Annotated in this window: 29 protein-coding genes and 1 pseudogene; 11 read left to right on the top strand and 19 right to left on the bottom strand. The window is 66.6% G+C overall.

Annotated features, from left to right (window positions below):
- Positions 1–235: 235 nt before the first annotated feature.
- The 3 genes from WT53_RS08855 to WT53_RS33815 form a co-directional block, all read right to left on the bottom strand.
- Positions 236–487, bottom strand: coding sequence for a hypothetical protein (locus WT53_RS08855; RefSeq protein ID WP_034208950.1), 252 nt, complete (start codon positions 485–487; stop codon positions 236–238).
- A gap of 351 nt (positions 488–838) precedes the next feature.
- Complete coding sequence (locus tag WT53_RS08860) at positions 839–1,891, bottom strand: ankyrin repeat domain-containing protein (RefSeq protein ID WP_060259415.1); 1,053 nt, start codon at positions 1,889–1,891, stop codon at positions 839–841.
- A gap of 104 nt (positions 1,892–1,995) precedes the next feature.
- Positions 1,996–2,400 (bottom strand): hypothetical protein, encoded by a 405-nt coding sequence (locus WT53_RS33815; RefSeq protein ID WP_179949001.1) that lies wholly within the window; start codon positions 2,398–2,400, stop codon positions 1,996–1,998.
- A gap of 248 nt (positions 2,401–2,648) precedes the next feature.
- On the opposite strand from WT53_RS33815, the gene WT53_RS08870 reads away from it, so the two are divergent.
- Together WT53_RS08870 and WT53_RS34400 are read left to right on the top strand one after the other, a co-directional pair.
- A complete protein-coding gene (locus WT53_RS08870) occupies positions 2,649–3,707 on the top strand; it encodes an NAD-dependent epimerase/dehydratase family protein (RefSeq protein ID WP_179949002.1) in 1,059 nt (352 codons plus the stop codon).
- Positions 3,704–3,856, top strand: a pseudogene (locus tag WT53_RS34400) (AraC family transcriptional regulator); the annotation flags it as partial. The gene WT53_RS08870 and the pseudogene WT53_RS34400, both read left to right, overlap by 4 nt.
- 117 nt (positions 3,857–3,973) lie before the next feature.
- Here the strand turns inward: WT53_RS34400 and WT53_RS08875 are convergent.
- Entirely contained in the window at positions 3,974–4,462 is a 489-nt protein-coding gene (locus tag WT53_RS08875; RefSeq protein WP_034208948.1) for a RidA family protein, read from the bottom strand.
- Positions 4,463–4,689: 227 nt separating this feature from the next.
- On the opposite strand from WT53_RS08875, the gene WT53_RS08880 reads away from it, so the two are divergent.
- Complete coding sequence (locus tag WT53_RS08880; protein ID WP_060259284.1) at positions 4,690–4,989, top strand: H-NS family nucleoid-associated regulatory protein; 300 nt, start codon at positions 4,690–4,692, stop codon at positions 4,987–4,989.
- Between the two features lie 172 nt (positions 4,990–5,161).
- Here WT53_RS08880 and WT53_RS08885 read toward each other — a convergent pair whose 3' ends face one another.
- From WT53_RS08885 to WT53_RS08890, 3 genes are all read right to left on the bottom strand, one after another.
- Positions 5,162–5,494 carry a cupin domain-containing protein gene (locus tag WT53_RS08885; RefSeq protein ID WP_034208946.1) on the bottom strand — a complete coding sequence of 111 codons (333 nt, stop codon included), beginning with the start codon at positions 5,492–5,494 and terminating at the stop codon, positions 5,162–5,164.
- Between the two features lie 41 nt (positions 5,495–5,535).
- Positions 5,536–5,853 (bottom strand): hypothetical protein, encoded by a 318-nt coding sequence (locus WT53_RS33415; protein WP_156447863.1) that lies wholly within the window; start codon positions 5,851–5,853, stop codon positions 5,536–5,538.
- 203 nt (positions 5,854–6,056) lie between these two features.
- Positions 6,057–6,980: a LysR family transcriptional regulator gene (locus WT53_RS08890; RefSeq protein WP_060259287.1), complete on the bottom strand. Its 924-nt coding sequence runs from the start codon at positions 6,978–6,980 to the stop codon at positions 6,057–6,059.
- A gap of 67 nt (positions 6,981–7,047) precedes the next feature.
- On the opposite strand from WT53_RS08890, the gene WT53_RS08895 reads away from it, so the two are divergent.
- Positions 7,048–7,665: a LysE family translocator gene (locus tag WT53_RS08895; RefSeq protein WP_060259290.1), complete on the top strand. Its 618-nt coding sequence runs from the start codon at positions 7,048–7,050 to the stop codon at positions 7,663–7,665.
- Between the two features lie 33 nt (positions 7,666–7,698).
- On the opposite strand, the gene WT53_RS08900 is transcribed toward WT53_RS08895, so the two are convergent.
- Positions 7,699–8,331, bottom strand: a complete 633-nt coding sequence (locus WT53_RS08900) for an FMN-dependent NADH-azoreductase (protein WP_060259292.1) — start codon at positions 8,329–8,331, stop codon at positions 7,699–7,701.
- 132 nt (positions 8,332–8,463) lie between these two features.
- On the opposite strand from WT53_RS08900, the gene WT53_RS08905 reads away from it, so the two are divergent.
- Complete coding sequence (locus WT53_RS08905) at positions 8,464–9,387, top strand: LysR substrate-binding domain-containing protein (protein ID WP_060259295.1); 924 nt, start codon at positions 8,464–8,466, stop codon at positions 9,385–9,387.
- A gap of 6 nt (positions 9,388–9,393) precedes the next feature.
- Here WT53_RS08905 and WT53_RS08910 read toward each other — a convergent pair whose 3' ends face one another.
- Positions 9,394–10,656, bottom strand: coding sequence for a trans-acting enoyl reductase family protein (locus WT53_RS08910; RefSeq protein ID WP_060259297.1), 1,263 nt, complete (start codon positions 10,654–10,656; stop codon positions 9,394–9,396).
- A gap of 317 nt (positions 10,657–10,973) precedes the next feature.
- On the opposite strand from WT53_RS08910, the gene WT53_RS08915 reads away from it, so the two are divergent.
- Positions 10,974–11,381: a DUF3224 domain-containing protein gene (locus tag WT53_RS08915; protein WP_060259299.1), complete on the top strand. Its 408-nt coding sequence runs from the start codon at positions 10,974–10,976 to the stop codon at positions 11,379–11,381.
- A 9-nt stretch (positions 11,382–11,390) separates the two neighbouring features.
- Here WT53_RS08915 and WT53_RS08920 read toward each other — a convergent pair whose 3' ends face one another.
- The 5 genes from WT53_RS08920 to WT53_RS08940 form a co-directional block, all read right to left on the bottom strand.
- A complete protein-coding gene (locus WT53_RS08920) occupies positions 11,391–12,956 on the bottom strand; it encodes a methyl-accepting chemotaxis protein (RefSeq protein ID WP_060259302.1) in 1,566 nt (521 codons plus the stop codon).
- A gap of 190 nt (positions 12,957–13,146) precedes the next feature.
- Positions 13,147–13,656: a VOC family protein gene (locus tag WT53_RS08925; protein ID WP_257127822.1), complete on the bottom strand. Its 510-nt coding sequence runs from the start codon at positions 13,654–13,656 to the stop codon at positions 13,147–13,149.
- Positions 13,657–13,660: 4 nt separating this feature from the next.
- The gene (locus WT53_RS08930) at positions 13,661–14,506 is read right to left on the bottom strand and encodes an MBL fold metallo-hydrolase (RefSeq protein ID WP_060259421.1); all 846 of its coding nucleotides are present in this window, start codon (positions 14,504–14,506) and stop codon (positions 13,661–13,663) included.
- Between the two features lie 18 nt (positions 14,507–14,524).
- Positions 14,525–14,851, bottom strand: a complete 327-nt coding sequence (locus WT53_RS08935) for a hypothetical protein (protein WP_034208937.1) — start codon at positions 14,849–14,851, stop codon at positions 14,525–14,527.
- Complete coding sequence (locus WT53_RS08940; protein ID WP_034208936.1) at positions 14,844–15,374, bottom strand: hypothetical protein; 531 nt, start codon at positions 15,372–15,374, stop codon at positions 14,844–14,846. Before WT53_RS08940 ends, WT53_RS08935 begins: the two co-directional genes overlap by 8 nt.
- A gap of 170 nt (positions 15,375–15,544) precedes the next feature.
- On the opposite strand from WT53_RS08940, the gene WT53_RS08945 reads away from it, so the two are divergent.
- Positions 15,545–16,438, top strand: a complete 894-nt coding sequence (locus WT53_RS08945; RefSeq protein ID WP_060259306.1) for a LysR substrate-binding domain-containing protein — start codon at positions 15,545–15,547, stop codon at positions 16,436–16,438.
- A gap of 88 nt (positions 16,439–16,526) precedes the next feature.
- Here the strand turns inward: WT53_RS08945 and WT53_RS08950 are convergent, their stop codons facing one another.
- Positions 16,527–17,432, bottom strand: coding sequence for a LysR family transcriptional regulator (locus tag WT53_RS08950; protein ID WP_060259310.1), 906 nt, complete (start codon positions 17,430–17,432; stop codon positions 16,527–16,529).
- Between the two features lie 116 nt (positions 17,433–17,548).
- On the opposite strand from WT53_RS08950, the gene WT53_RS08955 reads away from it, so the two are divergent.
- Entirely contained in the window at positions 17,549–18,139 is a 591-nt protein-coding gene (locus WT53_RS08955) for a flavodoxin family protein (RefSeq protein WP_060259314.1), read from the top strand.
- Between the two features lie 74 nt (positions 18,140–18,213).
- Positions 18,214–19,269: an aldo/keto reductase gene (locus WT53_RS08960; RefSeq protein WP_060259319.1), complete on the top strand. Its 1,056-nt coding sequence runs from the start codon at positions 18,214–18,216 to the stop codon at positions 19,267–19,269.
- Positions 19,270–19,475: 206 nt separating this feature from the next.
- Here WT53_RS08960 and WT53_RS08965 read toward each other — a convergent pair whose 3' ends face one another.
- Positions 19,476–20,177, bottom strand: coding sequence for a carboxymuconolactone decarboxylase family protein (locus tag WT53_RS08965; protein WP_373558442.1), 702 nt, complete (start codon positions 20,175–20,177; stop codon positions 19,476–19,478).
- Between the two features lie 242 nt (positions 20,178–20,419).
- Positions 20,420–20,830 (bottom strand): cupin domain-containing protein, encoded by a 411-nt coding sequence (locus WT53_RS08970; RefSeq protein ID WP_059826834.1) that lies wholly within the window; start codon positions 20,828–20,830, stop codon positions 20,420–20,422.
- Between the two features lie 130 nt (positions 20,831–20,960).
- Between WT53_RS08970 and WT53_RS08975 the strand changes: the two genes are divergently transcribed.
- Complete coding sequence (locus WT53_RS08975; protein ID WP_059781879.1) at positions 20,961–21,869, top strand: LysR family transcriptional regulator; 909 nt, start codon at positions 20,961–20,963, stop codon at positions 21,867–21,869.
- A gap of 61 nt (positions 21,870–21,930) precedes the next feature.
- Here the strand turns inward: WT53_RS08975 and WT53_RS08980 are convergent, their stop codons facing one another.
- Complete coding sequence (locus WT53_RS08980) at positions 21,931–22,614, bottom strand: TetR/AcrR family transcriptional regulator (protein ID WP_060259323.1); 684 nt, start codon at positions 22,612–22,614, stop codon at positions 21,931–21,933.
- 52 nt (positions 22,615–22,666) lie between these two features.
- Here WT53_RS08980 and shc point away from each other — a divergent pair, with 52 nt between their 5' ends.
- Entirely contained in the window at positions 22,667–24,703 is a 2,037-nt protein-coding gene (shc, locus tag WT53_RS08985; protein ID WP_060259325.1) for a squalene--hopene cyclase, read from the top strand.
- Between the two features lie 183 nt (positions 24,704–24,886).
- Here the strand turns inward: shc and WT53_RS08990 are convergent, their stop codons facing one another.
- Positions 24,887–25,549 carry an ankyrin repeat domain-containing protein gene (locus WT53_RS08990; protein ID WP_034208927.1) on the bottom strand — a complete coding sequence of 221 codons (663 nt, stop codon included), beginning with the start codon at positions 25,547–25,549 and terminating at the stop codon, positions 24,887–24,889.
- Positions 25,550–25,571: the final 22 nt, after the last annotated feature.

Genomic DNA, 25,571 nt, shown 5'->3' on the forward strand with positions numbered 1-25,571 from the left:
TGGGCATCTTAGTCAATCGGCCTCATTGTTCAAATCGCCGATGCGGGTTTGGTCGAAATACCACATTCGTTACCGTTTCTCGTCAGACGTAATGGCCGTTTCCGATAGCGCAACGCAACCCGCGTCGACGCACGCGGCGGCCTGCGCGGCGTCGATCGACGCGAGGGCATCCGGCTCGAAGGACGCAGCCGGCGGCGCGATGAAACGCGTGTCGCGGCCCGACTCGACGATGCACTTACTTCATCGTCGCGAACCGCACTTCCATCTCGTCGATCTTCGCGAGCACCGCTTCGCTCAGCTTTCTGACGTGACGCGGCACGTCGGGCGTCGACATCAGTTCCTCGATACGCCCACGCCAGTATCGCGGATGCCTGACGCGCCCCGCCCCCGACATCGACACGTCGTCGATGTCCGTCTCGCTGTCCAGCAGCGCCACCATGCGCTGAATGTGCGAGAGCTCTCGTTCCACATAGTCTCGTGCGAGCATAGTGATTGAGATTCCCCGAAATACGACATCAGGCCTTCCGTCATCGACGCGCCGTCGTGCGCGGTGCCAACGACGCACCGCATACGTTGCGCATCAGCGTATGCGACGACTGTGTCAATCGACTGTGCGGACGTTCACGGCGACCGACACGGAACGACAGGCCTGCTCGATTGTTCTGGTGATATCCGGTCCCCGGTGCCTCGCTGATCATCGTAGGCGTACCGCCCGGCGCCGGCATCCCCAAAAGTGGGGATGCCGGCCGATATGGGTCGGGTGACTTCCGGAAACGCCGGGAGCCGGAACGACCGGCGGGGGCGGCCGGCCGGCTCCGCAAGGCGACGGTGCCGCGCGCTACCGACGATACGACGGCGGCGCGAGTTCGAGCAGATCGGGGTTCAGGCGCACCCACGCCACCGCGAGCCGACACAGTTGCGCCGGGTCGCCGGATTGGCGCTTGACGTCCTGCACGACGGCCTCCATGTCCGCCAGATCGGCCGCCGGCAGCGACGTGCCGGTGCGCACGATCGCCGCGAACGCATCGGCCATCTTCCTGAAATCGGCGTCCCAGTTGCAGCCGCCGTTGTGTTCGAGTTCATGCGCGATGCGGCCCGAGATCCGGATGAGTTCGCCCTGCACCGTCGCCGCGTGCCCCGTTCCCGGCACGAGCTGCGTCCACAATGCCTGATGCTGTTGCTGCCAGGTTCCGGCCGCGACGACGATCGGCGAGCGGCCGTCGTGCAGCCGGCGACGCGGCGCCGGGGGCACGTCGAACAGCGCGTAGAGGCGGTCCAGCGCAGCGCTCGCCGCGTCGACTTCCTGCGGGTTGTAGCGCTCGCGCATGAACTCGAAACGCTCGCCGATTTCGGCGACGCTGGCCTGCATCTGCGGCGTCTTTGCCGCACCGGCGCCGAGCAGCACGTCGGCGAGCGCCGCCATGTGTTCGAGATCCGCGTTGCCGCAGGTGCGCAACGCGCGCTCGAGCGGCGTCTGGCCGTCCCGGTTCAATGCATCGACGCGCGCGCCGTGCTCGAGCAGCAGGCGTGCGGACAACGCATGACGCGAGTCGGCCGCCGCATGCAGCGGCGTGCCGATCGACGCACCGTCGTCGTGAACGTCCGCGCCGAGTTCGAGCAGCACGTCGAAGCGGCTGCGCCGGCTGCGCACACGCACGTGCAATGCCGTGTTGCCGTACGCATCGGCTGCGCCGATATCCGCGCCGTGCGCGACGAGCCAGCGCGCGAGCTCGTCGGGACACCGGTCGAACGACAGCGCGGTTCGCTTGCTCGGCCCGCCGCGCGCATTCACGTCGCAGGTGTCGAACACCGCCTGAAGCTTCGCAATGTCGCCCTCGTCCAGCAGCGCGTCGAAGTCCTTCGGCAGCAGCTTCTTTTTTGCTTTCGGCATGGCGGCTCTCCTGCCTTCGATCGAGTCCGTATCGTCGGCCATTCGTCAAAGTGATAACGCGGTTTTGTATCCGTCATCGGTGCGCATGCAACCGACCGCACCCGTCAGTCCAGCGGCTCCAGCGCCTCCAGCCCGTCCGGGAGCCCGGATGCGCCGCCGAGCTTCGTGATGTTCCAGCGTGCGGCGTCGTTCCAGTCGTAATCCATTCGATAGGAAAACCGTGCATTGGCACGAAACAGCGCGGCGCGGAACGTCCTGCCGTCGTTCGCGAGCACGTCGCGCAGTTGCGGCCCGATGCGCATGATCCCGCCGATGAAATCGCGGTGCTCCATGGTCGAAACCAGCTCGACGCTGGCCGCCGTCGCATATGACGCACGCACGCCGTACTGCCCGTCGCCCGGCGCGCTGAAGCAAACGTAAACTTCGCGCCAGCCGGGAAAAGCGGATTGCATGTAGCCGATTACGTGCCTGGCGAATTCGATCACCTTTTCTGTCGCGTCGTCGCTCATCGATCGGCCCCGAAATGAGATCGGAGACGAGCGTAATCGGACCCGACGCGGCGCGTCAATGGCCGTCGGCAAACCGGCGCGCGGCCCGTCCGCCGGATCCGGAACCGTCAGCGATCCCGAACATCGCCGCGGGCCACCGGTATCGTGCCGCCCGTCGCGCCTTGCATGTCGATCGACGCGCCTGGCGCGTGAAGCGACGCGCAAAAGGCGGCATCATGGCGCATCTCCCCTGCAACGGAATCCCGCCCATGGACATCGATACCGACCGCCCCGTCATGGTGACGGGCGCAACCGGATACGTCGCCGGCTGGCTCGTGCAGCGTCTGCTCGAGGCCGGCCTGACGGTCCATGCGGCCGTCCGCGACCCCGACAGCCCGGACAAGCTGAAGCATCTCCAGCGCATCGCGGCCGGCAAGCCCGGCACGATCCGCTATTTCCGCGCCGACCTGCTCGAACCCGGGTCGTACGAGGACGCGATGGCGGGTTGCGCGATCGTGTTCCATACCGCGTCGCCATTCACGGTCACCGTTCGCGATCCGCAGAAGGAACTGGTCGATCCGGCGTTGCTCGGCACGCGCAACGTACTCGAGACGGTCAACCGCACGCCGTCGGTGCGGCGCGTCGTGCTCACCAGCAGTTGCGCGGCGATCTACGGCGACAACGCCGATCTCGCTGCGACGCCCAACGGTATGTTCACCGAAGCAATCTGGAACACCAGTTCGTCGCTCGCCCATCAACCCTATTCGTATTCGAAGACGGTCGCCGAGCGCGAAGCGTGGCAGATCGCCCGCCGGCAGCAACGCTGGGATCTCGTCACCATCAATCCGTCGCTCGTGATCGGGCCCGGCATCAATCCGTACGCGACGTCGGAGAGCTTCGAGATCGTGCGGCAGATGGGCGACGGCACGATGAAGGCCGGCGTGCCGGATCTCGGCATGGGCGCGGTGGATGTCCGCGACGTGGCCGACGCGCACCTGCGTGCGGCGTTCCTGCCGAGCGCCAATGGCCGCTACATCGTCTCGGCGCACGACACGAACCTGCCGGCGATGGCCGCCACGCTGCTGGAACGGTATGGCGCCGACTATCCGATTCCGCGACGCATCCTGCCGAAGTGGCTGGTGTGGCTGGTCGGCCCGCTCGTGAACAAGAGCGTGACGCGCCGCGTGATCGCGCGCAACGTCGGGTTGCGCTGGCGCGCGGACAACAGCCGCAGCCGCAACGAACTGGGCATCCGCTATCGCCCGCTCGCCGAGTCGATGAACGACTTCTTTCAGCAGCTCGTCGAAACCGGGCAATTGCGGCGATGAACCGCTTCGCGCAGCGTCGGCTCGGCGACGAGGGCGCGAACTTCAAAACCCTGCCGGCGGTAGTTCGCGCGAAGCTCGCGCGGCATGACCTCGATCGCTCGAACCTGCCCTCCGGTCAGATCGCCTTCCTGCCCGGCTACCGGGATCCGGATTCGTTCTTCCGCGCATTCGATGAACGGACCGGGACGACGCCCGAAGCCGCCCGCTCGCGCTCGGCGCGCCGATCGACGCAAGGCGGCCCGTCCGGTCGGCACGGCCATTCCCGGTCACCCGGCGGCGCCGCTGCGATTCAGCCCGAAAATGAAATCGGCTTCGACCGACGCGCCCTTCGGCAATTGCAGCACGCCGACAGACGAGCGCGTATGGACGCCGGCGTCGCCGAGCACGGCATACAACACGTCCGACGCGCCGTCGGCCACCTCGCTTTGCATCGTGAAGCCGGGCGCGCTGCGCACGTACACGGTCATGCGCGGCACCGTCGCGATCGCATCGAGCGTGCCGCACTGCTTGCGGATCAGCGCCAGCGCGCGCAGTGCGGAAATGCCAGCCGCGCGGCGGCCGTCGTCCAGCGAAACGGATTCGCCCACGATGCCGACGAAATGCACGACTTCGCCGATTCGCGGAATCTGGCCGGCGACGTAGGCCGTCCTTCCGTCGACCAGGACGGGCGTGTACTTTCCGCCGATCCTGATCGTTTCGTCCGGATCGAATCCGAATTCGGCTGCGACATGTTTCAGTTTGTCATCCCTGTTCATCAGTGAATTCCCCAATCCTTCTGAAAAAAGATAAAGAATAATTGAGTCTCCGAAGCTTGTCCCGCACGAGAAGATCGGACGCAAACGATCCAATCAAACGACTTCTCAGGTGTTCGAAGCAGTCGTGCATTGCCATATCCGCAATGCAATTCGTAGTCGGCGCAATTTTCTTCGTCATTTCCGGTTGAAACCGCTATCATGTATGGACACAACCTGAAGAGTGATATATGGCAACTTACAAGGAACTGAAAGCTCAAATGGATGCTTTGGCCGAGAAAGCCGAAGCAGCGCGCGTCGCTGAATTCCAGGCGGTCGTCGACGACATCCGCACCAAAGTCGCGGAATACGACATCACCGAAAAAGACATTTTCGGTACGCGTCGCGGTCGGCCGGCCAGACAGGCGGGCGCTCCCGTGCAGGCGAAGTATCGCGATCCGAAGACCGGGGCGACCTGGTCGGGCCGCGGTCGCGCGCCCGCATGGATCAAGGATGCGAAGAATCGCAATCGATTCCTGATCCAGGAATAAGATTGCCCGCCTGGGCCGGCGCGTGATTCAACACGCTGTCCGGCAATTTGGGCATGGATTGGCGCATCGATACCGGCGGTATTCCAAAGCCGCTCCGGTAGACGAGGTTTTGCCCGCTCGGCGTGTCGCGCACAAGTCCATTCATCGATCGTGCCGCACGCCCATCCTTTCTTCAGCGTTCGTAATAGATGGCAAGCCAGACGGTTTGCACTTCGTCATGCGTCCATGCGACACGATGACGGCAATGCGGCTCGATCAGCACGTAATCTCCCGCGCGCATATCGAGCCGCGTCGCATCCGCTTCGAATTCGAGCACGGCCGCGCCGGACAGCAGCACGACCCATTCGGCCCGCGGGTCGTCATACCAGAACCCGTCCGGGCTCGCGTGCCCCATCGATACGATCCGCTCGACGTTCACGCGCGGGCCCGTGACGAGCCTGTCGATTCGCTCGTCGCCGCCGCGCCGCCCGTCGACGGCGAATAAATTACCGGTTTGAAGTTGCATGGCTTCGCCTCGTCGTCGATCTTCGGGTAAAGGATGCGGATTTAAAGGCAACGGGAAATATTCGCTGCAGCCTGACGCGCCCTGGCTTGCCCCGCGTCGTTAAAAGCCATGTCAAAAAGATGAAGAATGGCGACGATTTCATCGGCGCTCATTCGTTGCAACGATAAAGCACGCATCGGCTTTCTTTTAGCGACGCGCGCACCATCACGCGTCATTTCCGGTAAAAGCCGGCCGACATCCTGCCGGCCCCGGCAGCATCGGGCCCAGGCAATCAGGCGCAAACGTAGGCTCGGCAGTTCGGCAATCCTGCTTGCAGCGCGCTGTCCCGATCGATGCATTTTCCGTTCGCTGGCCGGCATGTGCAAGCATCGGGAAGTCCATTCACGCTTTATTTCGATTCGAGGTGGCGTTTGCCCGACGAGCGGCGATATTGCCGGGAGCGTCGATATCGATGCGAGCGCCGATGAGGTACCGGCCTTCGCGGCGCGCGGGATCGCTTGGTGCGTCGCACATCCGGGCACGCGCTTGGCCGGTCATTCGAAAGCGCGCCCGACAGCCGTCGTCAGACCATCGCCCTCAACCATCCGAGCAACGCCGCGTGCGCGCTCCCGTCCATCGCCGGCGTCGGCGTCAACAGGTAGTAATCCGATCCATCCTCGACGAACCCCATCGGCGCAACCAGCACACCGCTTTCGATGTCGTCGCGCACCAGGTGCCACGGTCCGATCGCGACTCCCAGCCCCGCGACGGCCGCCTGCAGACTGAAGTAGAAATGATCGAACCGCTGCCCGCGCCCGTTCGCGGCCGGTTGATTCGCCGCCGCCGCCCAGGCATTCCATGCGTCCGGCCGGGTGCGTGTATGCAGTCGCACAGCGTCGGGCTTCAACGCGCGGGCACCGCGACGCGACGCAAACCACGCACCGACCTTGTCCGGCCGGCAAACCGGCCCCACGCGTTCGGCGAACAGATGCTCGGCGTGATACGCCGCCGGCCACGCGAAATCGTTGCGACGAATCGCCATGTCGATACCGCTGTCGAACGAGAACGGGCCGCCCGCGGCGGCCAGATGGATGTCGACGCCCGCATGCCGCGCCTGGAAATCCGGCCAGCGCGGCATCAGCCAGCGCATCAGGAGCGTCGGCTCGCACGACAGGACCGAACGCCGCGCACGGGCGGCGTCGGTACGCAAGGCGTGAGCGGCGTGACGCATCAGGCCCAGGCCGTCACGAACGGCCTGGGCGAGGGTGCGGCCCGCCTCGGTCAGGAACACGCGACGGCTGCGCCGCTCGAACAGCGCCACGCCCAGATCGTCCTCGAGCAGACGCACCGCGCGACTGACCGCGCCATGGGTCAGGCACAGCTCGTCGGCCGCGCGGCTGAAATGCTCGTGACGCGCCGCCGCCTCGAAACAACGCAGCGCCATCAGCGACGGCAGGCCGGCACGGACCGATTGTGATTCAAACTCACCATTCTGGTCAGAAATCATCGTTTTTCCTGATGAAGCACGATCGATAGGATTGTGCCATCAAGACATCCACCGCAGGAGCGACACGATGACCGAATTGATAGTCGTAGTCACCATCACGCTGCTGGCCGTCATCAGCCCGGGGCCGGACTTCGCGATGGTCACGCGCAACAGCCTGATGCTGTCGCGTCGTTCCGGCGTACTCACCGCATGCGGGATCGGACTCGGCGTCATCGTCCACGTGAGCTACACGCTGCTGGGCGTCGGGCTGCTGATTCGTCAGTCGGCGTGGCTCTTCGATACCGTCAAGCTGATCGGCGCGATCTACCTGGTCTACCTCGGCGCAAGGATGCTCATGACGAAAGCCGGCGGCGTGCAAGCCGATGCCACCGTGACGCCGCTGTCCGATCTCGCCGCGCTGCGCACGGGCTTTCTGACCAATGCGCTGAATCCCAAAACCACGGTGTTCATCGTCAGCCTGTTCATGCAGGCAGTCCGGCCCGACACGCCGTTGATCGTGCAGATCGGCTACGGCGCGTTCATCGCGGCCGCCCATGCCGGCTGGTTCAGCCTCGTGGCCTGCTGTTTCTCGGCCACGGCTGTCCGCGATCGCCTGCTGTCGCTGCGGCACTGGATCGATCGTACGTTCGGATGCCTGCTGGTGGGCTTCGGCGTCGCACTCGCCATCGCCCGGGGCGGGCGCTGACACGACCCGCGCCGGATGCGCGGCGCCGACACGTCAGAACGTCCGCGCGATCGCCCGTGCGTCGTCGATCGCCCGGCGCCGATCGACCTTCCCGTCCGCACCGAACAACGTGCGCTCGACGACGATTCCGGTAACGTCCGTCACGCCCACGAACTTGAGCCACGTTTCCATGTAAGGGCGCTGCAGATCGAACTCGGCGGCCGGCGTAAACGACCCCGGCGACTGGTAGGCGAGCCCGCGTGCGTAGACCACCGCCGCCTTTTTGCCGGCCAGCTTGCCGGCAAACCCGGCTGCGTCGAACGTGAACAACACGTCCTTCTGCGAGATCACGTCGATCAGGTGCTTGAGCTTGTACGGAATACTGAAATTCCACAGCGGCACGCCGAACAGGAATTTGTCCGCTTCGTGAAACGGCGCCGCGAGCCGTTCGATCTGCTGCCACGCCGCCGCTTGCTCCGGCGTCAACGCTGTGCCGCCCAGCCCAGCATATTTCGCGGCCAGCGCGGCGCCGTCGAATTCGGGCATCGGCAGATCCCAGATATCGAGCGTGCGGATCTCGTGATCGGGATGGGCATGCCGGTACGCGTCGAGAAACGCATCGCACACCTCGATGGACGCCGAATGAGCCTTGTTGGGTGAGCCTTCGATATAGAGCACGCGTGTCATGGCGCCGGTCCTTGCCAAGGGTGACGACGGCGCGCCCGATGCGCGCACGCCCACCGCGCTTCACAGCCTATCCGGCCGGCCTATAATCCGGAAACGATATTAATTGATCGAATTAACCCGGATCGGTGATGAATGAATCCTCCTCTCGACACGGCGCTGCTTCATACCTTCGTTGCGGTTGCCGACGTGCACAGCTTCACCCGCGCCGGGCGGCGGCTGAACCTCAGCCAGTCCGCGGTCAGCGCGCAGATCGTTCGCCTCGAAGACCAGGTCGGGCAGGCGCTGCTCGTTCGCAATACGCGCAGCGTGACGCTGACCGTGCATGGCGAGACGCTGCTCGGCTACGCGCGGGCGATGCTCAACCTGAGCGAGGAAGCACGGGCCAGGCTGGGAACGGGTGACGCCGTCGACGTCAAGCTGCGGATCGGCGTGTCGGAGGACTTCGCAGGCGGCTGGCTTGCGGATTTGATGCGCCGCCACGGCGCCGCGCGGCGCGGCCTGCGGCTGGATCTGGTCGTCGACATCGGCGACAGCCTGTTTCGACGGCACGCCAACGGCGAATTCGATCTCGTGATCGGCAGCCGGTGTTCGCACTCGGGCCACGGCGCGACGTTGTGGCGAGAGCCGCTCGCCTGGGCGTTCGCGCGCCACGAGCCGCTTCCGGAAGGCGACGTGCCGCTCGCGTGCTTCCCCGATCCGTGCCCGTACCGCGGCGCCGCCATCAAGGCGCTCACACTGGCCGGCATGCGCTACCGGATCGCGTGCGAAAGCCCGAGCGTGACCGGTATCCGGACCTTCGCACGGGCCGGCATCGCGATCGCGCCCGTGCCGCGCAGCGCGATCGACGACACGCTCCGCGAATTGGGCTTGGCCGAAGGTTTGCCGGCGCTGCCGGAGATGGAATTCGTGATGATGCACGACGCGCGGATGCCCGCGGCGGCCGAATTCGCCGCGACGATTCTGGACGAGACGGCTGCCCGTACGGGCGCGGGCAAGGATAGCCGCGCGCGTCGCCGCCGAGCGTCCACGACGACGACGCCCGGCTCGAATGGCTGACGCGAACTACGGTCGAATCACCTCGAAACGCAACCCGGCATGGCGAACCAGACGCTCGATATAGCGTTCGTCGAACATCGTCGCCGGCGTCCAGAAACCGCCGCCGCGCCCGGTCTTCACGCCGTCGCGGCTGCAATCGAGCGCGAGACCGATCGCGGCCTGACCGAGCATCTTGCCGGTGGAGCCGTAGCCGGGATCGCGATCGCCGGTGACTTTCACGCGCAAGGTACGCCCGTCGTCGGCGCGACCGAAGAAGCGCAAATCGTAGCGGCCGGCCTGTTGGGCGTCGATGCTCGGCCCCTCGCCCGGCTTCGGCAGCAGGAAGCGCGCCATCAGGCCGCGCACCGGCCCGACGAGGACGCCGACCATGAATGCGCCGAGGCCCGCCACCATTGCCAGCGCGATCATGCGCCCCTTCAGGCCCGTGCCCGTCATCACGGCTTCGTCGTAGGTGAAGCGGTTGCCGTACGCATCGTCCGCCAGCGCATTGGAGCGGTGAACGACGCGCTCGTTGATCGCCGCCATCACGAACGGCGCGATCCACGTATCGCAGTCGCGATCGAATTCGGCGGACCGGACCGCATGCTGCCGCACCGTGAAACCATGCCGTTGCGGACACAACGAATAAGGATCGAGCAGCTCCCGACGCAATGCCGGATCGGCCGCCGCTTCGCGCACGACGTTGATCACGCTGGCCACGGTGCCGCCCGACGCACCGCCCTTCAACGTCTTGACGCGCATCTTCACGTGCGCGGCCGGTTCGCCCCACTGTCGCCGCGCCTGCTGCTGCAGGAAGAAGACGCCCATGTCCGACGGCACCGAATCGAAGCCGCAGCAATGCACGATCCGCGCGCCCGATTGCCGGGCCGCGGGCTCGTACCTGTCGATCATCCGCCGGATCCACTGCGTCTCGCCGGTGAGGTCGCAGTAGTCGGTGCCGGTTTGCGCGCAGACCCGGACCAGCGGCTCTCCGTACAGCGCGTAAGGGCCGACGGTGGACACGACCACCCGCGTTTGCGCGCACAGCGCCCGCAGCTGCGTTTCGTCGGCCGCGTCGGCAACGATGATCGGCACGGATTGCCCGGCCGCGCCGAGCGTATCCCGGACCTGCCTGAGCTTCGCGTCGGACCGGCCCGCAATCGCCGAGCGCAGCGTGTCGCCGGCACCGGCGGCCGCGCCGGACAGATAATCGGACAGGTAACGGGTCAGGATCTGCCCGACGAAACTGGTGGCGCCGAATACGACGAGATCGTAGGTCGGTTGGGGCATGGACGACTCCTTCCGTGCGCGCACGTCGCACGTATCCGTATCGTTAGACCGCGGCACGCGAGATCCGAAGCCTGCCGCTGCCGCCAGCAAGCACTCTAAGCTTCAAGTCGGCTTCAAGGTCAAGGTGACGAGTAGAGGAATATGTCGGACGGCGGTGGCGCGGCCCGATGGCCGCAGCGGTTTCGTCGCCGGATCATGCGGCCGGCGGGCGCGGTCAATCGGGCTCGCGAAGGACGGCGACTGACGCACCGCGATCGGCCCACCGTCGACGGCGTTCGCTTATAGTGTCGACTGCCCATTCGACGAGGAAAACAGTCATGAAACTGCAGGCCAGCGGTCCGTTCGAAGTGAAGCTGAATCCGGAACCCTTGAGTCGCGTCGCGGAGAACAGCGGACTCGGCCGCCTGTCGCTGGACAAGCATTTTCACGGCGATCTGGAAGCCGTCAGCCACGGAGAAATGCTCGCGTTTCGCAGCAGCGTTCAGGGGTCGGCCGGCTACGTGGCGATGGAAACCGTCGAAGGCGTGCTCGGCGGACGCAAGGGCAGCTTCGTCCTGCAGCACAGCTCCACCATGACGCGCGGGCAGCCGACGCAGTCGATCACGGTCGTGCCCGATTCCGGAACGGACGAACTGCTCGGCCTGTCCGGCGCGATGCGCATCGACATCGACGACGGCCTGCATGCGTACCGCTTCGACTACGCGTTGCCGGACGCGCCGCAATAAGCGCGCACGTCACGCGAGCGCCGCGTCGCGCAGACGGAACTGCGCAACCGCCGCGCTCAACCGCGCGCCCTGTTCGTCGAGCGACAGCGCCGCGGCCGCCGCTTCCTCGACCAGCGCGGCATTGCGCTGCATCGTCTGCTCCATCTGGATCACCGCGGCGTTCACCTGCTCGATGCCCGACGACTGCTCGTCGAATGCCTGGCTGGTTTCGCCCATGATCGCGTTCACCCGCTCGACCGCCGCGACGAGCTCGGCCATCGCCGAGCCGGCCCGCGCGACGAGGCCGCTGCCGTCTTCGACGCGTCGCGCGGATTGGCCGATCAGGTCGCGAATTTCCTTCGCCGCCGCGGCACAGCGCTGTGCGAGCCCGCGCACCTCGGTGGCGACGACCGCGAACCCGCGCCCCTGCTCGCCCGCACGCGCAGCTTCGACGGCGGCGTTCAACGCGAGGATGTTCGTCTGAAACGCAATGCTCTCGATCACGCCGACGATGCCGGAGATGCGCGTGGAGCTGTGCGAAATCTCCGACATCGTCTCGACGACGCGCTGCATCGCTTCGCCGCCGCGCGATGCGATGCCGGCCGCGCCCTCGACGTACGTGCGCGCGTCGCGCGCGTTGTCCGCGTTCTGGCGCACGGCCGCCGTCAGTTGCTCGACGCTCGCGGCCGCCTGCTGCAGCGACACGGCCTGCTGCTCGGTACGCGTGGACAGGTCGACGTTGCCGCTCGCGATCGTGCGCACGTCGCCGACGATCGTCTCGGTGCTCGCGCGCACCTGGCTCACCGTATCGACGAGGCCGTCCTGCATCCGCTTCAGCGCATTCAGCAGATACGCCATTTCATTCTCGCCCGGGACGACGACCGCGCCGGTCAGGTCGCCTTTCGCGATCTTTTCGAACTGCTCGACCGCGACGTTGATCGGCTCGATGATCGCCTTCGCGAGCACGCGCTGGGCCACGAACCCGACGACGAGCGCCAGCACCGCGACCGCCCCCATCCCCCACACGATCCGGTGGAAATGCATGCCGGCCGCATCGTAGCGAGCCTTCTGGCGCGTGACCTGAAACGACTCGAGCGCGTCGATCGCCGTCTGGTAGGCCGCGAACAACGCCGGCGGCGCGGTGCGCTGCGTGTCGAGGAAGTTGAATGCGTCGTCGCCGTCGAGCTGCGACAGCGCCTTCAGGAACACCCGGTCGAGCAGCGTGCGCCGGCGCTCCTGCAACGTGTCGAACAGTGCCTGCTCGCCGGCGTCGCGCGCATGCAGGCGTGTGTACGCCTCCAGTTCGTCGTTGCTCTGCTTGAGCAGCGCGTGAAGCTGCGCGACTTCCGCCTTCGCGGGCTGGCCGGCGCTGATGATCTGCGCGACGTCGCTCATGCGTTCGCGCAGCACCAGCATCCGCTCGGAGCTGGTCTTCAGGTGCAGCAGCGACGCGGTGTCGTCGCGGTACATCGCCTCGAGCGAGCCGTTGCCGATGTAGAGGGCCGCGATGCAGGCGCCGACCACCAGCACGAGCAGCACGGTATAACCGGCGATGGTCGCGACGAGTCCACCACGGATAGTGAGTTGTTTTCGCATGACGTTCCCTTGAGCCGGCCGGGCACGGCCAGCGGCGGAGGTGAATTCCGGAACACGAACGACGCGCGCCGTGGCGCAATACCGGGCGCGGGGCTGCGAACGGGTTAACGACGCGGGGAACGGGCGGCTTTTATCCGCATGCGACGCGAATCTTGACGATTGCGACAGAGGGAGAACCGAGGTAGCGCGACTAGCCGCCGTCGCCGAGCCTCGCGCGAATCTCGTCGGCCGACAGGTCACGCTGGTGCGTGGCGATCTGCCAGACGTTTCCCCACGGGTCCCTCACCATCGCCCGCCGGTCGCCGTACGGCACGTCGGCGGGCGCTTCGAGCGGAATCGCTTGCGCCGCGAGCGCCCGTCGATAGGCGGCGTCGGTGTCCTGGACATACACGTACAGAAACGCCGGCATCGGATCGCGCAGGCCGTCTCCGCCGCTGACCATTACGACGGAGTCGCCGATCCGGATTTCGGCAGGCAAACCGGTACGGCATTCGCCTTCCGCGTCGAACACCGTGCGGATGAAGGCGACCAGGTTGCGCGGATCCGGCACGACGATCCGCGGCGTGACGGTATGCCATCCATCGGGTTGGAACGAAGCCATGATGTGCGACCTCCGACGAGATTTCAGGCTGGATTGTCCTCCTCGAACGGCAGCCTGCAAAGCGGGCGCGCGGTATCGACCGCGAACGTTTCCGTGCATCGCTTCACGCGTCGGTCTCGTAAATGAGGCGGTATTCGCCGTTGGTTCGCCCGATTCGCGCGAACCCGGGTTCCCCCAGATGCATGCCGGCGATCAGCAGCCCTTCCGAGCTGGCCCGGTCGAGCAGCCGTGCACGCGTCGTCGCCGCCTGCGACGCATCCTGGTCGAACGCAATCGAGACGTCCGGCCGCTTGATCTGGATGTGCGGGAAATGCACGATGTCGCCCCACACGAGCAGGCCCCGATCGCCGGATTCGAGCACATAGCCGGTATGTCCGTCGGTATGCCCCGGGAGCGGGATGGCAGCGATTCCGGGCAGCACCTCGCCTGCGTCGAAGGTCCGAAGCGCGTCGCCGTAAGCGTCGAATGCCTGACGCGCGATCCGGAAATTGCCGCGGGCGCGCTCGCTGGCGCGGCTCAGATTGCCGTCGTCGCGCCAGAACGCGACCTCGCGACGATGCGCGAGCAGCTCCGCATTCGGAAACGCAACGTGTCCGGCGGCATTCGTCAGCCCGCCAATGTGGTCGGGATGGGCGTGCGTGAGCAGGACGGTGTCGACCGCGCCCGGATCGATGCCGGCCAACCGTAAGTTGTCCTGCAGACGGCCGCCCCATTGCCTGATGCCGCCGGCCCCTGCATCGACGAGAATCGTGCGGCCCGCGCCGCGCACGACGTAGCAGTTGATATGCACGGCGGACGGCGCCTGCTCCCCGGCCGCGTGCTGCATGCCGGCGGCGTCGGCCACGTCGATATTCGACAGGAAATCGAGGCTGGCCGTGAGGTAGCCGTCGCTGATCGCGGTGATCGTGAAATCCCCGACACGCTGACAGGGAAACGTAACGTTGGACATCATGCTGCTCCGGAGCGGCTAGTTTCGCGCGTGAAGGTTCGGCACGGCATGACCGAAACAGCGGATGCGCGCCGTCAGCCCCGTGCGGCGAACGACGGCGCGATCCAGCGCTTCCATGAACGCGTCCATGACCGCGGGCGGACGAAACGATTCCACGCGATACCGGATTTCCGCGAAAACGGGATGCCCGCATCCGTGCCGAACCGCCACGTAAATGACGTGGACGTTCCTGACTTCTGCCTGAAGGACACGCGTACAGAGTTCGATGCAGTCGCCGGAAAGTTCGGCGAGGCGCGCGTCGGGCGGCATGCGTTCCGCGTCGATATGGAAAGTCACGTTAGGCATCGCCCCGCCTCTTCGTCAGTTGCACCGTCATCGGTTCGTACAGGTCAAGGCCGGCCGGCACGTCGTCGTCGAGCGGGGCATCGCTCCGGGGGAGGACCGCGAGCCAGCGGCGCGCCGGAAATTGCTCCAGCGCAACGGCCTCCATGGCCAGCGGCTTCAGGCCCAGTTCGATCAGCGGGCCGGGGCCGCTGGCGCTCAGCGCGAGCAGCTCGTCGGCATCGACCGCCGGCGCGCGACCGATATCGCTGTAGAGATTGCGGTGCCAGTCGGTGATGTGCTGCTGCCACCGCGCGAAATTGCCGCCGCCTTTGCGTCGATATTCATCGCCGGTCAGCACGTCGAGACCGTCGATCGTGTGAACGGCGAGATAAACGGGGCAGCCGTCGCTTATCGCCCTGAAGCGCTGCGACGTGTGAAAGCCGGCGACCGAGATGAGGGCCGGCAGCTTGTCGTCGCTGTAGAAATCGTTCCATTCGGCTTCGCTGGCAGCGTCGGCGAAGCTGCATTCGACGGTATAGATCATCGGTTCGTCCTTCGTGACGAGTGAGCATCCTGCATCTCGAATACGGGATATTCAGTGCAGTGACGTAATGCTAATCTGCTGTTTTCCCCACAGATATCGACTTAAAGTCAGCCTTCAGTGACATTTGATCAAGCTGACCGTCGAACGCACCCCGACCGGCAAAACCCACGATGCGACGCAAGATCCCCAGCAATTCCGCGCTCCTGGCCTTCGACGCGGCGGCCCGACACGGCAGCTTCGCCCGCGCCGCCGACGAGCTGGCGCGCACCGAAGGCGCCGTCAGCCGTCAGATCGGCAGGCTGGAGGCGTTCCTCGGCGTGACGCTGTTCGAGCGCATCGGCAACCGCGTGCGGCTGGCGCCCAACGGCGCGCGATACGCGGTGCAGGTGCGCGAGATTCTTGACCGGCTGGAACGGGACAGCCTGTATCTGATGGGGCAGCCCGTCGAAGGCGCGAGCATCGACATCGCCGCGATCCCGACCTTCGCGACCCGCTGGCTGATTCCCCGGTTGAAGCGCTTTCAGGCGCGCCATCCGAACGTCACCGTGCACATCGCCGAACGGATGGAACCGTTCCTGCTGGCCGGCAGCGGGTTCGACGCCGCCATTCATTTCGAACATCCCGCGTGGGCCGGCATGCATCTGCATCCGCTGCTGGAAGAGGTGCTGGTGCCCGTGTGCAGTCCGGCGCTCGTCGAAGGTGTTGGCGCGAGGCCGTCGCTGGATGCGCTGCCTCGCCTGCACCGGCGGCAGAATCCGGACGCGTGGCAGCGCTATGCGCAGGAAACCGGCATCGATCTGACCAATCCGGCGGTCGGCCCGCGATACGATCTTCATTCGATGCTGATCGAGGCCGCGCTGGCCGGCCTCGGCGTCGCGCTGGTGCCGCGGCTTTACATCGGGACGGAGCTCGAACAAGGGCGGCTGGTCGCGCCCTGGCCGGACGGCAAGGCGATTACGAAAAACTTTTGCCTCGTGCTGCCCGAGCCGATCGAATTGAGCGCGGCGCCGGTGCGGGCGTTTGCGGAGTGGCTGCTGGACGACGCGCGGGACGCGGCGCGCTGATGCCGTGGTCGTGGATTCCGGCAAGTATGCGTCACGCAAAGGGACCGCAACGTAGGAACCGCATGCGCCGGCACGTCGAACCGTTCCGCTAATCCAGGTACGGCTTCAATACGCCCCCGATCCAGTCCATGAAAGCCCGCACGCGCGGCGACAGATTGCGCCGATGCGCGACGACGAGCGACGCGGCAAGCGGATCGGGACGCAAGTCCGGCAACACCTCCACGAGCGCACCGCTTTCGAGGTGATGCGCGAGCGCCGAATAGCCGGCCTGGATCAGCCCGATGCCCGCCAGCCCCGCCGCGTGATAGGTCTGCACGCTGTTCACCTGCATCGCGCTGGGCAACGGCAACCACGCATAGCCGTCGCCATCCGGGTATTCCCATCCGGGATGCCGCGCGCCGAGCGTCAGCGTGTAGTGGATCATCTTGTGCCCCTGGCTATGCAGATCGGCGAGCGTATGCGGCACGCCATGCCGCGCGAGATAGGCGGGGCTCGCCGCATTCGTCATGCGCAGCCTGCCGAGCGGCCGGGCAATCAGCGTCTCGTCGACGATCGGGCCCAGCCGGATCACGCAATCGAACCCTTCCCGAACGAGATCGACACGCCGGTCGGTGCTGGACAGCTCCAGCTCCAGATCCGGATGCGCGGCCATCAATTGCGGTAGCGCCGGCACCACGACGCTGCGCGCGAGTTCTGTGGGCATGTCCACGCGCAACCTGCCGCGCAGCGACGCGCCGCGCCCCGAGAACATCGACTGCAATTCCTGCACTTCGGCGAGCAGATCGGTCGCACGCGCATAGAACGCGCGGCCGTCCTCGGTGAGCTGCACGCGCCTCGTGGTCCGATGCAGGAGTGCGACACCCATGTCCCGTTCGAGCGCACGGATGACCGTGGATACCCGCCCTTTCTGAATGCCGAGGCTTTCGGCGGCACGCGTGAAGCTCGCCATTTCGGCGACACGGGCAAAAATCAAAAGCGCGTCAAGGTTCTGCATTGTTCATCCGGAAAGTAACGGAGCGTTCAATCTGTCGTCGTTTATAACCCGATTGCGGCTCGGTAGAGTGGCTTCCCACGTCGTCTGAACGACAACCCGAACGAAAGGAAACCATCATGGAGCAACTCGCCCCGCCGACAAAAACGGTCGTCGTCTACCACTCCGGCTACGGCCATACGCAACGGATGGCCGCCGCCGTCGCGGACGGCGCCGGCGCCGCACTCGTCGCGATCGATGCCGACGGCAACCTCGCCGACGACGCGTGGACCACACTGGCCGACGCCGACGCGATCCTGTTCGGCTCGCCGACCTACATGGGCGGCCCGAGCTGGCAGTTCAAGAAGTTCGCGGATGCGTCGTCGAAGGTCTGGTTCGAAAGCGGATGGCGGAACAAGATCTTCGGCGGCTTCACCAATAGCGCAAGCCTCAACGGCGACAAGCTCAATACGCTCGAATACTTCTTCCTGCTGGCCGCACAGCACGGCGGCATCTGGGTCAGCATGGACATCAAGCCGGCCAATCTGAAAGCGTCGACGCGCGACGACCTGAACCGCATGGGCGCCTACATCGCGCCGATGGCGCAGACACCGGCCGATGCGTCGCCGGACGAGATGTCGCCGGGCGACCTCGAAACGGCGCGCCGCTATGGCGCACGCGTCGCGGCGATTGCCGGGCAGTTGCGGGCCGCCACATCACGCTCCAACTGACATTCCGACGTTCGTGCGGGGCGCCACCGGCCGACGCCCCGTATTGTGTCCGGCCGATTCCGAAGGGCGCAACAATGAAATACAAGCAATTGGGCCGCACCGGCCTGTACGTCTCCGAGCTGTGCCTCGGCACGATGACGATGGGCGGCAACGCGGATGCCGGCATGTGGGCGGCGATCGGCGCGGTCGGCCAGGACGACGCGAACCGTCTGATCGCCCGTGCGCTCGACGCCGGCATCAACTTCATCGACACCGCCGATATTTACTCGTTCGGGCAGTCCGAACGCGTGGTCGGGCAAGCGCTGCGCGAGCTCGGCGTCCCGCGCCACGAGATCGTGCTGGCGACGAAGACGGCCGGCGTGATGGGCGCGGGCCCCAACGACCAGGGCGCGTCGCGCGGTCACATCATGGATTCGGTGCAGCGAAGCCTGGAACGGCTCCAGGTCGACCATATCGACCTGTACCAGATTCACGCGAGCGACCCCGTCACGCCGATCGAGGAGACGCTGCGCGCGCTCGACGATCTCACGCGGCAGGGGCTGATCCGTTACGTCGGCGTGTCGAACTGGCGCGCGGGCAAGATCGGCAAGGCGCTCGGCCTGAGTGCCGCGCTTCACGCCACGCGCTTCGAGACGCTCCAGGCCTACTACTCGATCGCCGGGCGCGACGTGGAGCGCGAACTGGTTCCGCTCGCCGTCGACGAGCGAATGGGGCTGCTCGTCTGGTCGCCGCTCGCCGGCGGATTGCTGTCGGGCAAGTTCGGTCCCGGCGCGTCGACCGAGGCCGGTTCACGGCGCGGTCATTTCGATTTTCCGCCGGTCGATCCGGAGCGGGCCTGGCCGTGCGTGGCGGAGATGCGCGCGATCGCCGGCGCGCACGGCGTCTCGGTCGCGCGGATCGCGCTCGCGTGGTTGCTCGGCCGGCCGGCCGTCACCAGCGTCATCATCGGCGCCAAGCGGATCGACCAGCTCGACGACAATCTCGGCGCGGTCGACGTCGTCCTGACCGACGAGGAACTGGCGCGCCTCGATGCCGTGAGCGCGTTGCCGCCCTGCTATCCCGGCTGGATGATCGCGCGTCAGGAAGCGGGCAGGATTCCCGGGCCGTTCACACGCACCTCGGCGCAATAGGACCGGCGGCGCTTCATCGGCGGTTCGGCACGGGCGGTGGCGAAGCCGCCCGTGTCAAGCGCGCCGTGCCTGCGATGCACGCTCACATCCGGCAACCCGGTTGCTTGTACAGCATTGCGGAACGCGCCTCAACGTCCGGACGATAGACTGACATCGATGTTGTCGGTCATGATGTTCCTCTCTTCAGGTTGCGCGCGCGTCACGCGTCACGCCTCGCGCCGCGAAAATACGTCCTTGAACACGGGCATCGCCGAAAAGACGTTCGGCCATCCCGCGTAGAACGCCAGTTGAGTCAACGTCTCGGATGCCTCGGCCTGCGTGAGCCCGTTGTCCATCGCACGGTTCAGGTGATACGGAATCTGCGCCACCTGGCCGTTGGCGACGAGCGCACTCACCGTCACCAGGCTGCGGTCGCGCGGCGCGAGCCCCGGGCGAAGCCACAAGTCGCGAAACAGCGCGTCGGTCGTGTACTCGACCACGCCCGGCGCGACGGCGCCGAAGTTTTCCGCGACCGTCCGTGCGCGCTGCGCTTCGGCCGCCTCGTTCAGCGGCAGCGGCGTGACGTCCGCCGGTGCGAGCTGATCGGGGCCGATGCCGCGTTCGTCATAGACGTGCTTGACGACAATCGACGCGGCGCTCGCGTTGGCCCATCCCGCGTAAAAGGCCAGGTGCGCGATCGTTTCCGATATTTCCGCGGGCTTCACGCCGTGATCCAGCGCGAGGCGGACATGCAGCGACATCTCGACGGTCTGGCCGCGGGCGATCAGCACCGACAGCGTCACGATGCTGCGATCGCGCGGCGACAGGTGCGGCCGCTTCCACAAGCCGTCGAACACGGTGTGCGTCGTGTATCGCTCGAAGGCCGGGGCGACCGCTTTCAAATCGGGGGAAGACAAGGGTTCCTGCATGGTGTCGGTCCTTTGCATGGGAGTGCACGCGGCGACGAGCAGGGCCAGTCCAGTCGCGGCGACGAGCCGCAACGGGCGACGCGTGCGATCGTCACCGTGCGCCGTACCGCGCATCGGTGACGTGTTCGAGGATCGCGTGCCGCTGTGCGCAACCGCGATGCCCGTGCTGGCCGTGTCGTCGGCCGACGCGGCGAGCGACACGCAGGCCGGCATCGAGGCCAACGCAGCGGCAGCGGGCGCGTTCATTGCGGCTCGCCGCTGCCGAGGTATTGCTCGTCCGTCACCTTGTCCAGCCAGTTGACGTTCTTGCCATCGAGCGCTTCCTGAATCGCGATATGCGTCATCGCGGTGGTCGACGTCGCGCCGTGCCAGTGCTTGTGGCCGGGCGGGCACCAGATCACGTCGCCCACCCGGATCTCGACGCGCGGCTCGCCGTCGCATTGCGTCCAGCCGCAGCCGGCAGTCACCAGCAGCGTCTGGCCGAGCGGATGGGTGTGCCACGCGGTGCGTGCGCCCGGCTCGAACGTCACGCTGGCGCACGATACGCGCGCCGGCGGCAGCGGTGCGTTCAGCGGGTCGATGCGGACCGTGCCGGTGAACCATTCGTCGGGGCCTTTGATCGAGGGCTGCGAGCCCGCGCGCTTCAGTTCCATGATGTCTTCCTCTATCGAAAAGGGTGCCGCATGGATCGCTCCAGCGGTCGGCCATCCCACTTTAACGACTCGCGATTCATGCGACTAGATGGCAAAATCGGCATGAACCTATGCCGTGGCGCATTAATCAATGGAAGACTTCAACGATCTGGTGGCGTTCATGGCCGTCGCGCGCGAGCGCAATTTCACCCGTGCGGCCGCGCAGCTCGGCGTGTCTCAATCGGCGTTGAGCCGAACGGTGCGCGCGCTGGAAGCCCGCATGGGCATCCCGTTGCTGACGCGCACGACGCGCAGCGTGTCGCCGACCGAGGCCGGCGAGCGGTTGCTGGCATCGATCGCCCCGCGCTTTCAGGAAATCGAGGCGGAACTGGAATCGCTGCGCGCGATGACGGACCAGCCGGCCGGCAACGTCCGGATCACCGCGACCGACTATGCGGCGAACGAGTACGTGTGGCCGCGGCTGCAACCGCTGCTGCGTCGATATCCGGCGCTCAAGGTCGAGCTGGTGAACGACTATGGCCTGACCGACCTCGTCGCCGGCCGCTACGACATCGGCGTGCGACTCGGCGACCAGATTGCCAAGGACATGATCGCGCAGCGTATCGGGCCGGACATGACGATGTCGATCATCGGTTCTCCCGATTACCTTGCGTCCCGCCCCACGGCGAAGACGCCCCAGGACCTGACCCGGCACAACTGCATCAATCTTCGGCTGCCGACCAGAAACGCGCTGCTGTCGTGGGAGTTGAGCAAGGGGCGCCGCGACTTGCAGGTCCGCGTCGAAGGGCAGTTGACGTTCAACAACGTCTATCAGATGGTCGACGCGGCGCTTGCCGGCTTCGGGCTCGCCTATGTGCCGAAGGACCTGGTCGCGCATCACGTCGAAGCCGGACGGCTCGGCTGGGTGCTGGAGGACTGGTTTCCAACGTTCGTCGGGCACCACGTCTTTTATCCGAGCCGGCACAAATCGTCGCGAGCCATGGAACTCGTGGTCGACGCGCTCAGGGCCGGGTATCGACGCACCACACGATCGGCATGAGCCGTGACGCCGATGTATCGACAGCGTCCCGCCCGTGACGACATCGCTCCCGCGCCGCGCATCACGTCGGAAACACGCCCCGGCTCATTGCATCGAGTTGCCGAACGATCTCGGCGCGCAATTCGGCCGATACGTCGACGCTGTCGAGCAATTCCGAAATCCACAACCCGTCGGCCGCGAGCCGGCAGATCATCAGCGTCGCGGCCTGCTCGAGCGGCACCGGGTCGGGCCGCGTCCATTCGCGCATCGGCACCGACCATCGCGCGCGCGTGTCCGTCTCGGTGATCATCGACGCGACCAGCACGCGCAGCACGTCGGTACTCGCGGCCGGATGGGCCGCATCGAGCACCGCATGCAGATACGCGCGCGCCGCCGCGCCGTCGCCGTCGAAATCCGCCGCCAGCCGCGCGGCCAGTTGCGCGCCGAACCGCTCGGTCGCCTGCCCGAACAGCGCGTCCAGCAACCCCTGCTTGTTCGCGAAGTGATATTGCAGCGCGCCTTTCGTCACGCCGGCGCGCTCGGCCACCGCGTCGAGCGTCAACGCGGCCACGCCGTGATGCGTCGCGATCTCCGACGCGGCCGCCAGCAATTGCGCACGCACCTGATCCGGTGCTTTTTTTCGCCGCACGCCGGTCGCGGCTGCAGCCGGCGCCGATGATCCTTCAAGCGCCGGTGCAGCGGGCGTTTCAGCCGGTTCGACGGGCGCGGACACGTCGCGCGGCGCGGGTTCGAGGCGTTTTTTCATGGTGCGGATGGTAGCACCGCGCGTCTCGATATAAACATTCCGGCTGGATGGTATGATCCGCCGCATGAACAAATCGGCCCCCTCCCCCTGGTCCGCGCTCGACACTGCCATCGCCCGTGGACGCGACGCACTCGTGCGCCTTCAGCAGCCCGACGGCAGCTGGTGTTTCGAACTCGAATCCGACGCGACGATCACCGCGGAATACATCCTGATGATGCATTTCATGGACCGGATCGACGACGTGCGCCAAGAGAAGATGGCGCGCTACCTGCGCGCGAACCAGCGGCTCGACACGCACGGCGCATGGGCGCTGTACGTCGACGGCGCGCCGGACGTGTCGTGCAGCGTGAAGGCGTATTTCGCGCTGAAGGCGGCCGGCGACAGCGAACAGGCGCCGCACATGATCCGCGCGCGCGACGCGATCCTGAAGCTCGGCGGCGCGGCACGCTCGAACGTGTTCACGCGCATCCTGCTCGCGACGTTCGGCCAGGTGCCGTGGCGCGCAACGCCGTTCATGCCGGTCGAATTCGTGCTGTTCCCGAAGTGGGTGCCGATCTCGATGTACAAGGTCGCGTACTGGGCGCGCACGACGATGGTGCCGCTGCTCGTGCTGTGCTCGCTGAAGGCGCGGGCGCGCAATCCGCGCAACGTCTCGATCCGCGAACTGTTCGTCACGCCGCCGGACGAAGAACGCCGGTACTTCCCGCCCGCGCGCGGCATGCGCCGGCTGTTCCTCGCGCTCGACCGCACGGTCCGCCATATCGAGCCGCTGATACCGAAGCGCCTGCGGCAGCGCGCGATCCGGCATGCGCAAGCGTGGTGTGCGGAACGGATGAACGGCGAGGATGGGCTCGGCGGCATTTTCCCGCCGATCGTGTACAGCTATCAGATGATGCAGGTGCTCGGCTACCCGGACGACCATCCGCTGCGGCGCGACTGCGAAAACGCGCTGGAGAAGCTGCTGGTCACGCGGCCGGACGGCAGTGTGTATTGCCAGCCGTGCCTGTCGCCGGTGTGGGACACCGCGTGGAGCACGATGGCGCTCGAGCAGGCGCGCGGTGTCGCGGCGCCGGAAACCGGCGAGTCGGCCGGCGCGCTGCGCGAACTCGATGCACGCATCGCCCGCGCGTACGACTGGCTGGCCGAGCGGCAGGTGAACGACCTGCGCGGCGACTGGGTCGAGAACGTCCCGGCCGACGTCGAGCCGGGCGGATGGGCGTTCCAGTACGCGAACCCGTATTACCCGGACATCGACGACAGCGCGGTCGTCACCGCGATGCTCGATCGACGCGGCCGTACGCACCGCCATGCGGACGGTACGCACCCGTATGCGTCGCGCGTCGCGCGCGCGCTCGACTGGATGCGCGGGCTGCAATCGCGCAACGGCGGCTTCGCGGCGTTCGATGCGGACTGCGACCGCATGTACCTGAACGCGATCCCGTTCGCCGATCATGGCGCGCTGCTCGATCCGCCGACCGAGGACGTATCGGGCCGCGTGCTGCTGTGCTTCGGCGTGACGAAGCGCGCGGAAGACCGCGCGTCGCTCGCGCGCTGCATCGACTACGTGAAGCGCACGCAGCAACCCGACGGCAGTTGGTGGGGCCGCTGGGGCACGAACTACCTGTATGGCACGTGGAGCGTGCTGGCCGGCCTCGCGCTCGCCGGCGAGGACAAGTCGCAACCCTATATCGCACGCGCGCTCGACTGGCTGCGCGCGCGGCAGCATGCGGACGGCGGCTGGGGCGAGACGAACGACAGCTACATCGACCCGAAGCTGGCCGGCACGAACGGCGGCGAAAGCACGTCGAACTGCACCGCGTGGGCGCTGCTCGCGCAGATGGCGTTCGGCGACTGCGAATCCGATTCGGTGAAACGCGGCATCGCGTATCTGCAGTCGGTGCAGCAGGAAGACGGCTTCTGGTGGCACCGTTCGCACAATGCGCCGGGCTTTCCGCGCATCTTCTACCTGAAGTATCACGGCTATACCGCGTACTTCCCGCTGTGGGCGCTCGCGCGTTACCGGCGGCTGGCGGGCGCCGCTGCTGCTGCGCCGGCGGTCGTCGAAGCGGACGGCACGGCTATCGCTTGAACGACCACGCGCTCGATCGCGCTGCGCGCGTCGAAACCCGGCGGAAACGAGACGAACGATGCGTCGCGCAGGTCGGCCCGCCGCGCGACGCACTTGTGTGCGCGACGCGCGCGGCAGGATGCGGGACGGGCTCGGCGACTTCGACGTGGTGCGGTCTTGCGCCCGGCGAGACGATCGGCCGGATCAGACGAAGCCCTCTTCGACCAGCGTGCAGCCGTGGGCCGTGATCTCGTGCCGCTGGCCCGAGCCGCCGACCACGCGGCTCCAGCTCTCGGACACGAGCACCGCGGCATCGCCGTCCGTACGCAGCGCGTAACGGAATCCGCCATACATGCCGGGCACCGCGAACCACATGCGCCCGGCTTGCGCGTCGAATTCGAGCAGCGTTTCGAGTTCGGGAAAACGCAGTGCGTCGACCCGCAGGTGCGCGATGCGGCCACCGATCATGTCGTGGAAATGACGCTGGATGGCGCACAACGTGCCGTCGGGCACGACGCGCCGCGGCTGCGGCGTCAACAGCGCGACCAGATGCCGATGCCCGCGCGACGCGGCAATGTCGACCGCGCGCTCGCCTCGCGCGTCCCGCAGCATGCGCCACGCGCCGAGCCGCAGCAATTCCGCGACGACTTCCTGCGGCGCGCCGCCATACGCGGCCTGATGCAGCGGCGCGTATAGCGACGTGCCGCCCGGCCGCGTCGCGTTGACGAGCGCGGGCTGTTGCGCGACACGCTCGATCAGTGTCGCCCATGCGCCGTCGCGCGCCGCATCGGCCAATGCGTGCCTGCTCGCCAGTTGCGCGTCGTCGAGCACGTCGGCGCCCGTGATTCCGTCCCATGCGATGCTCAATCGGTTCTCCTCCGTCGCCCGG

This window comes from Burkholderia sp. MSMB2157WGS (assembly GCF_001532755.1).
In the GTDB taxonomy this organism is placed as follows: Bacteria; Pseudomonadota; Gammaproteobacteria; order Burkholderiales; family Burkholderiaceae; genus Burkholderia.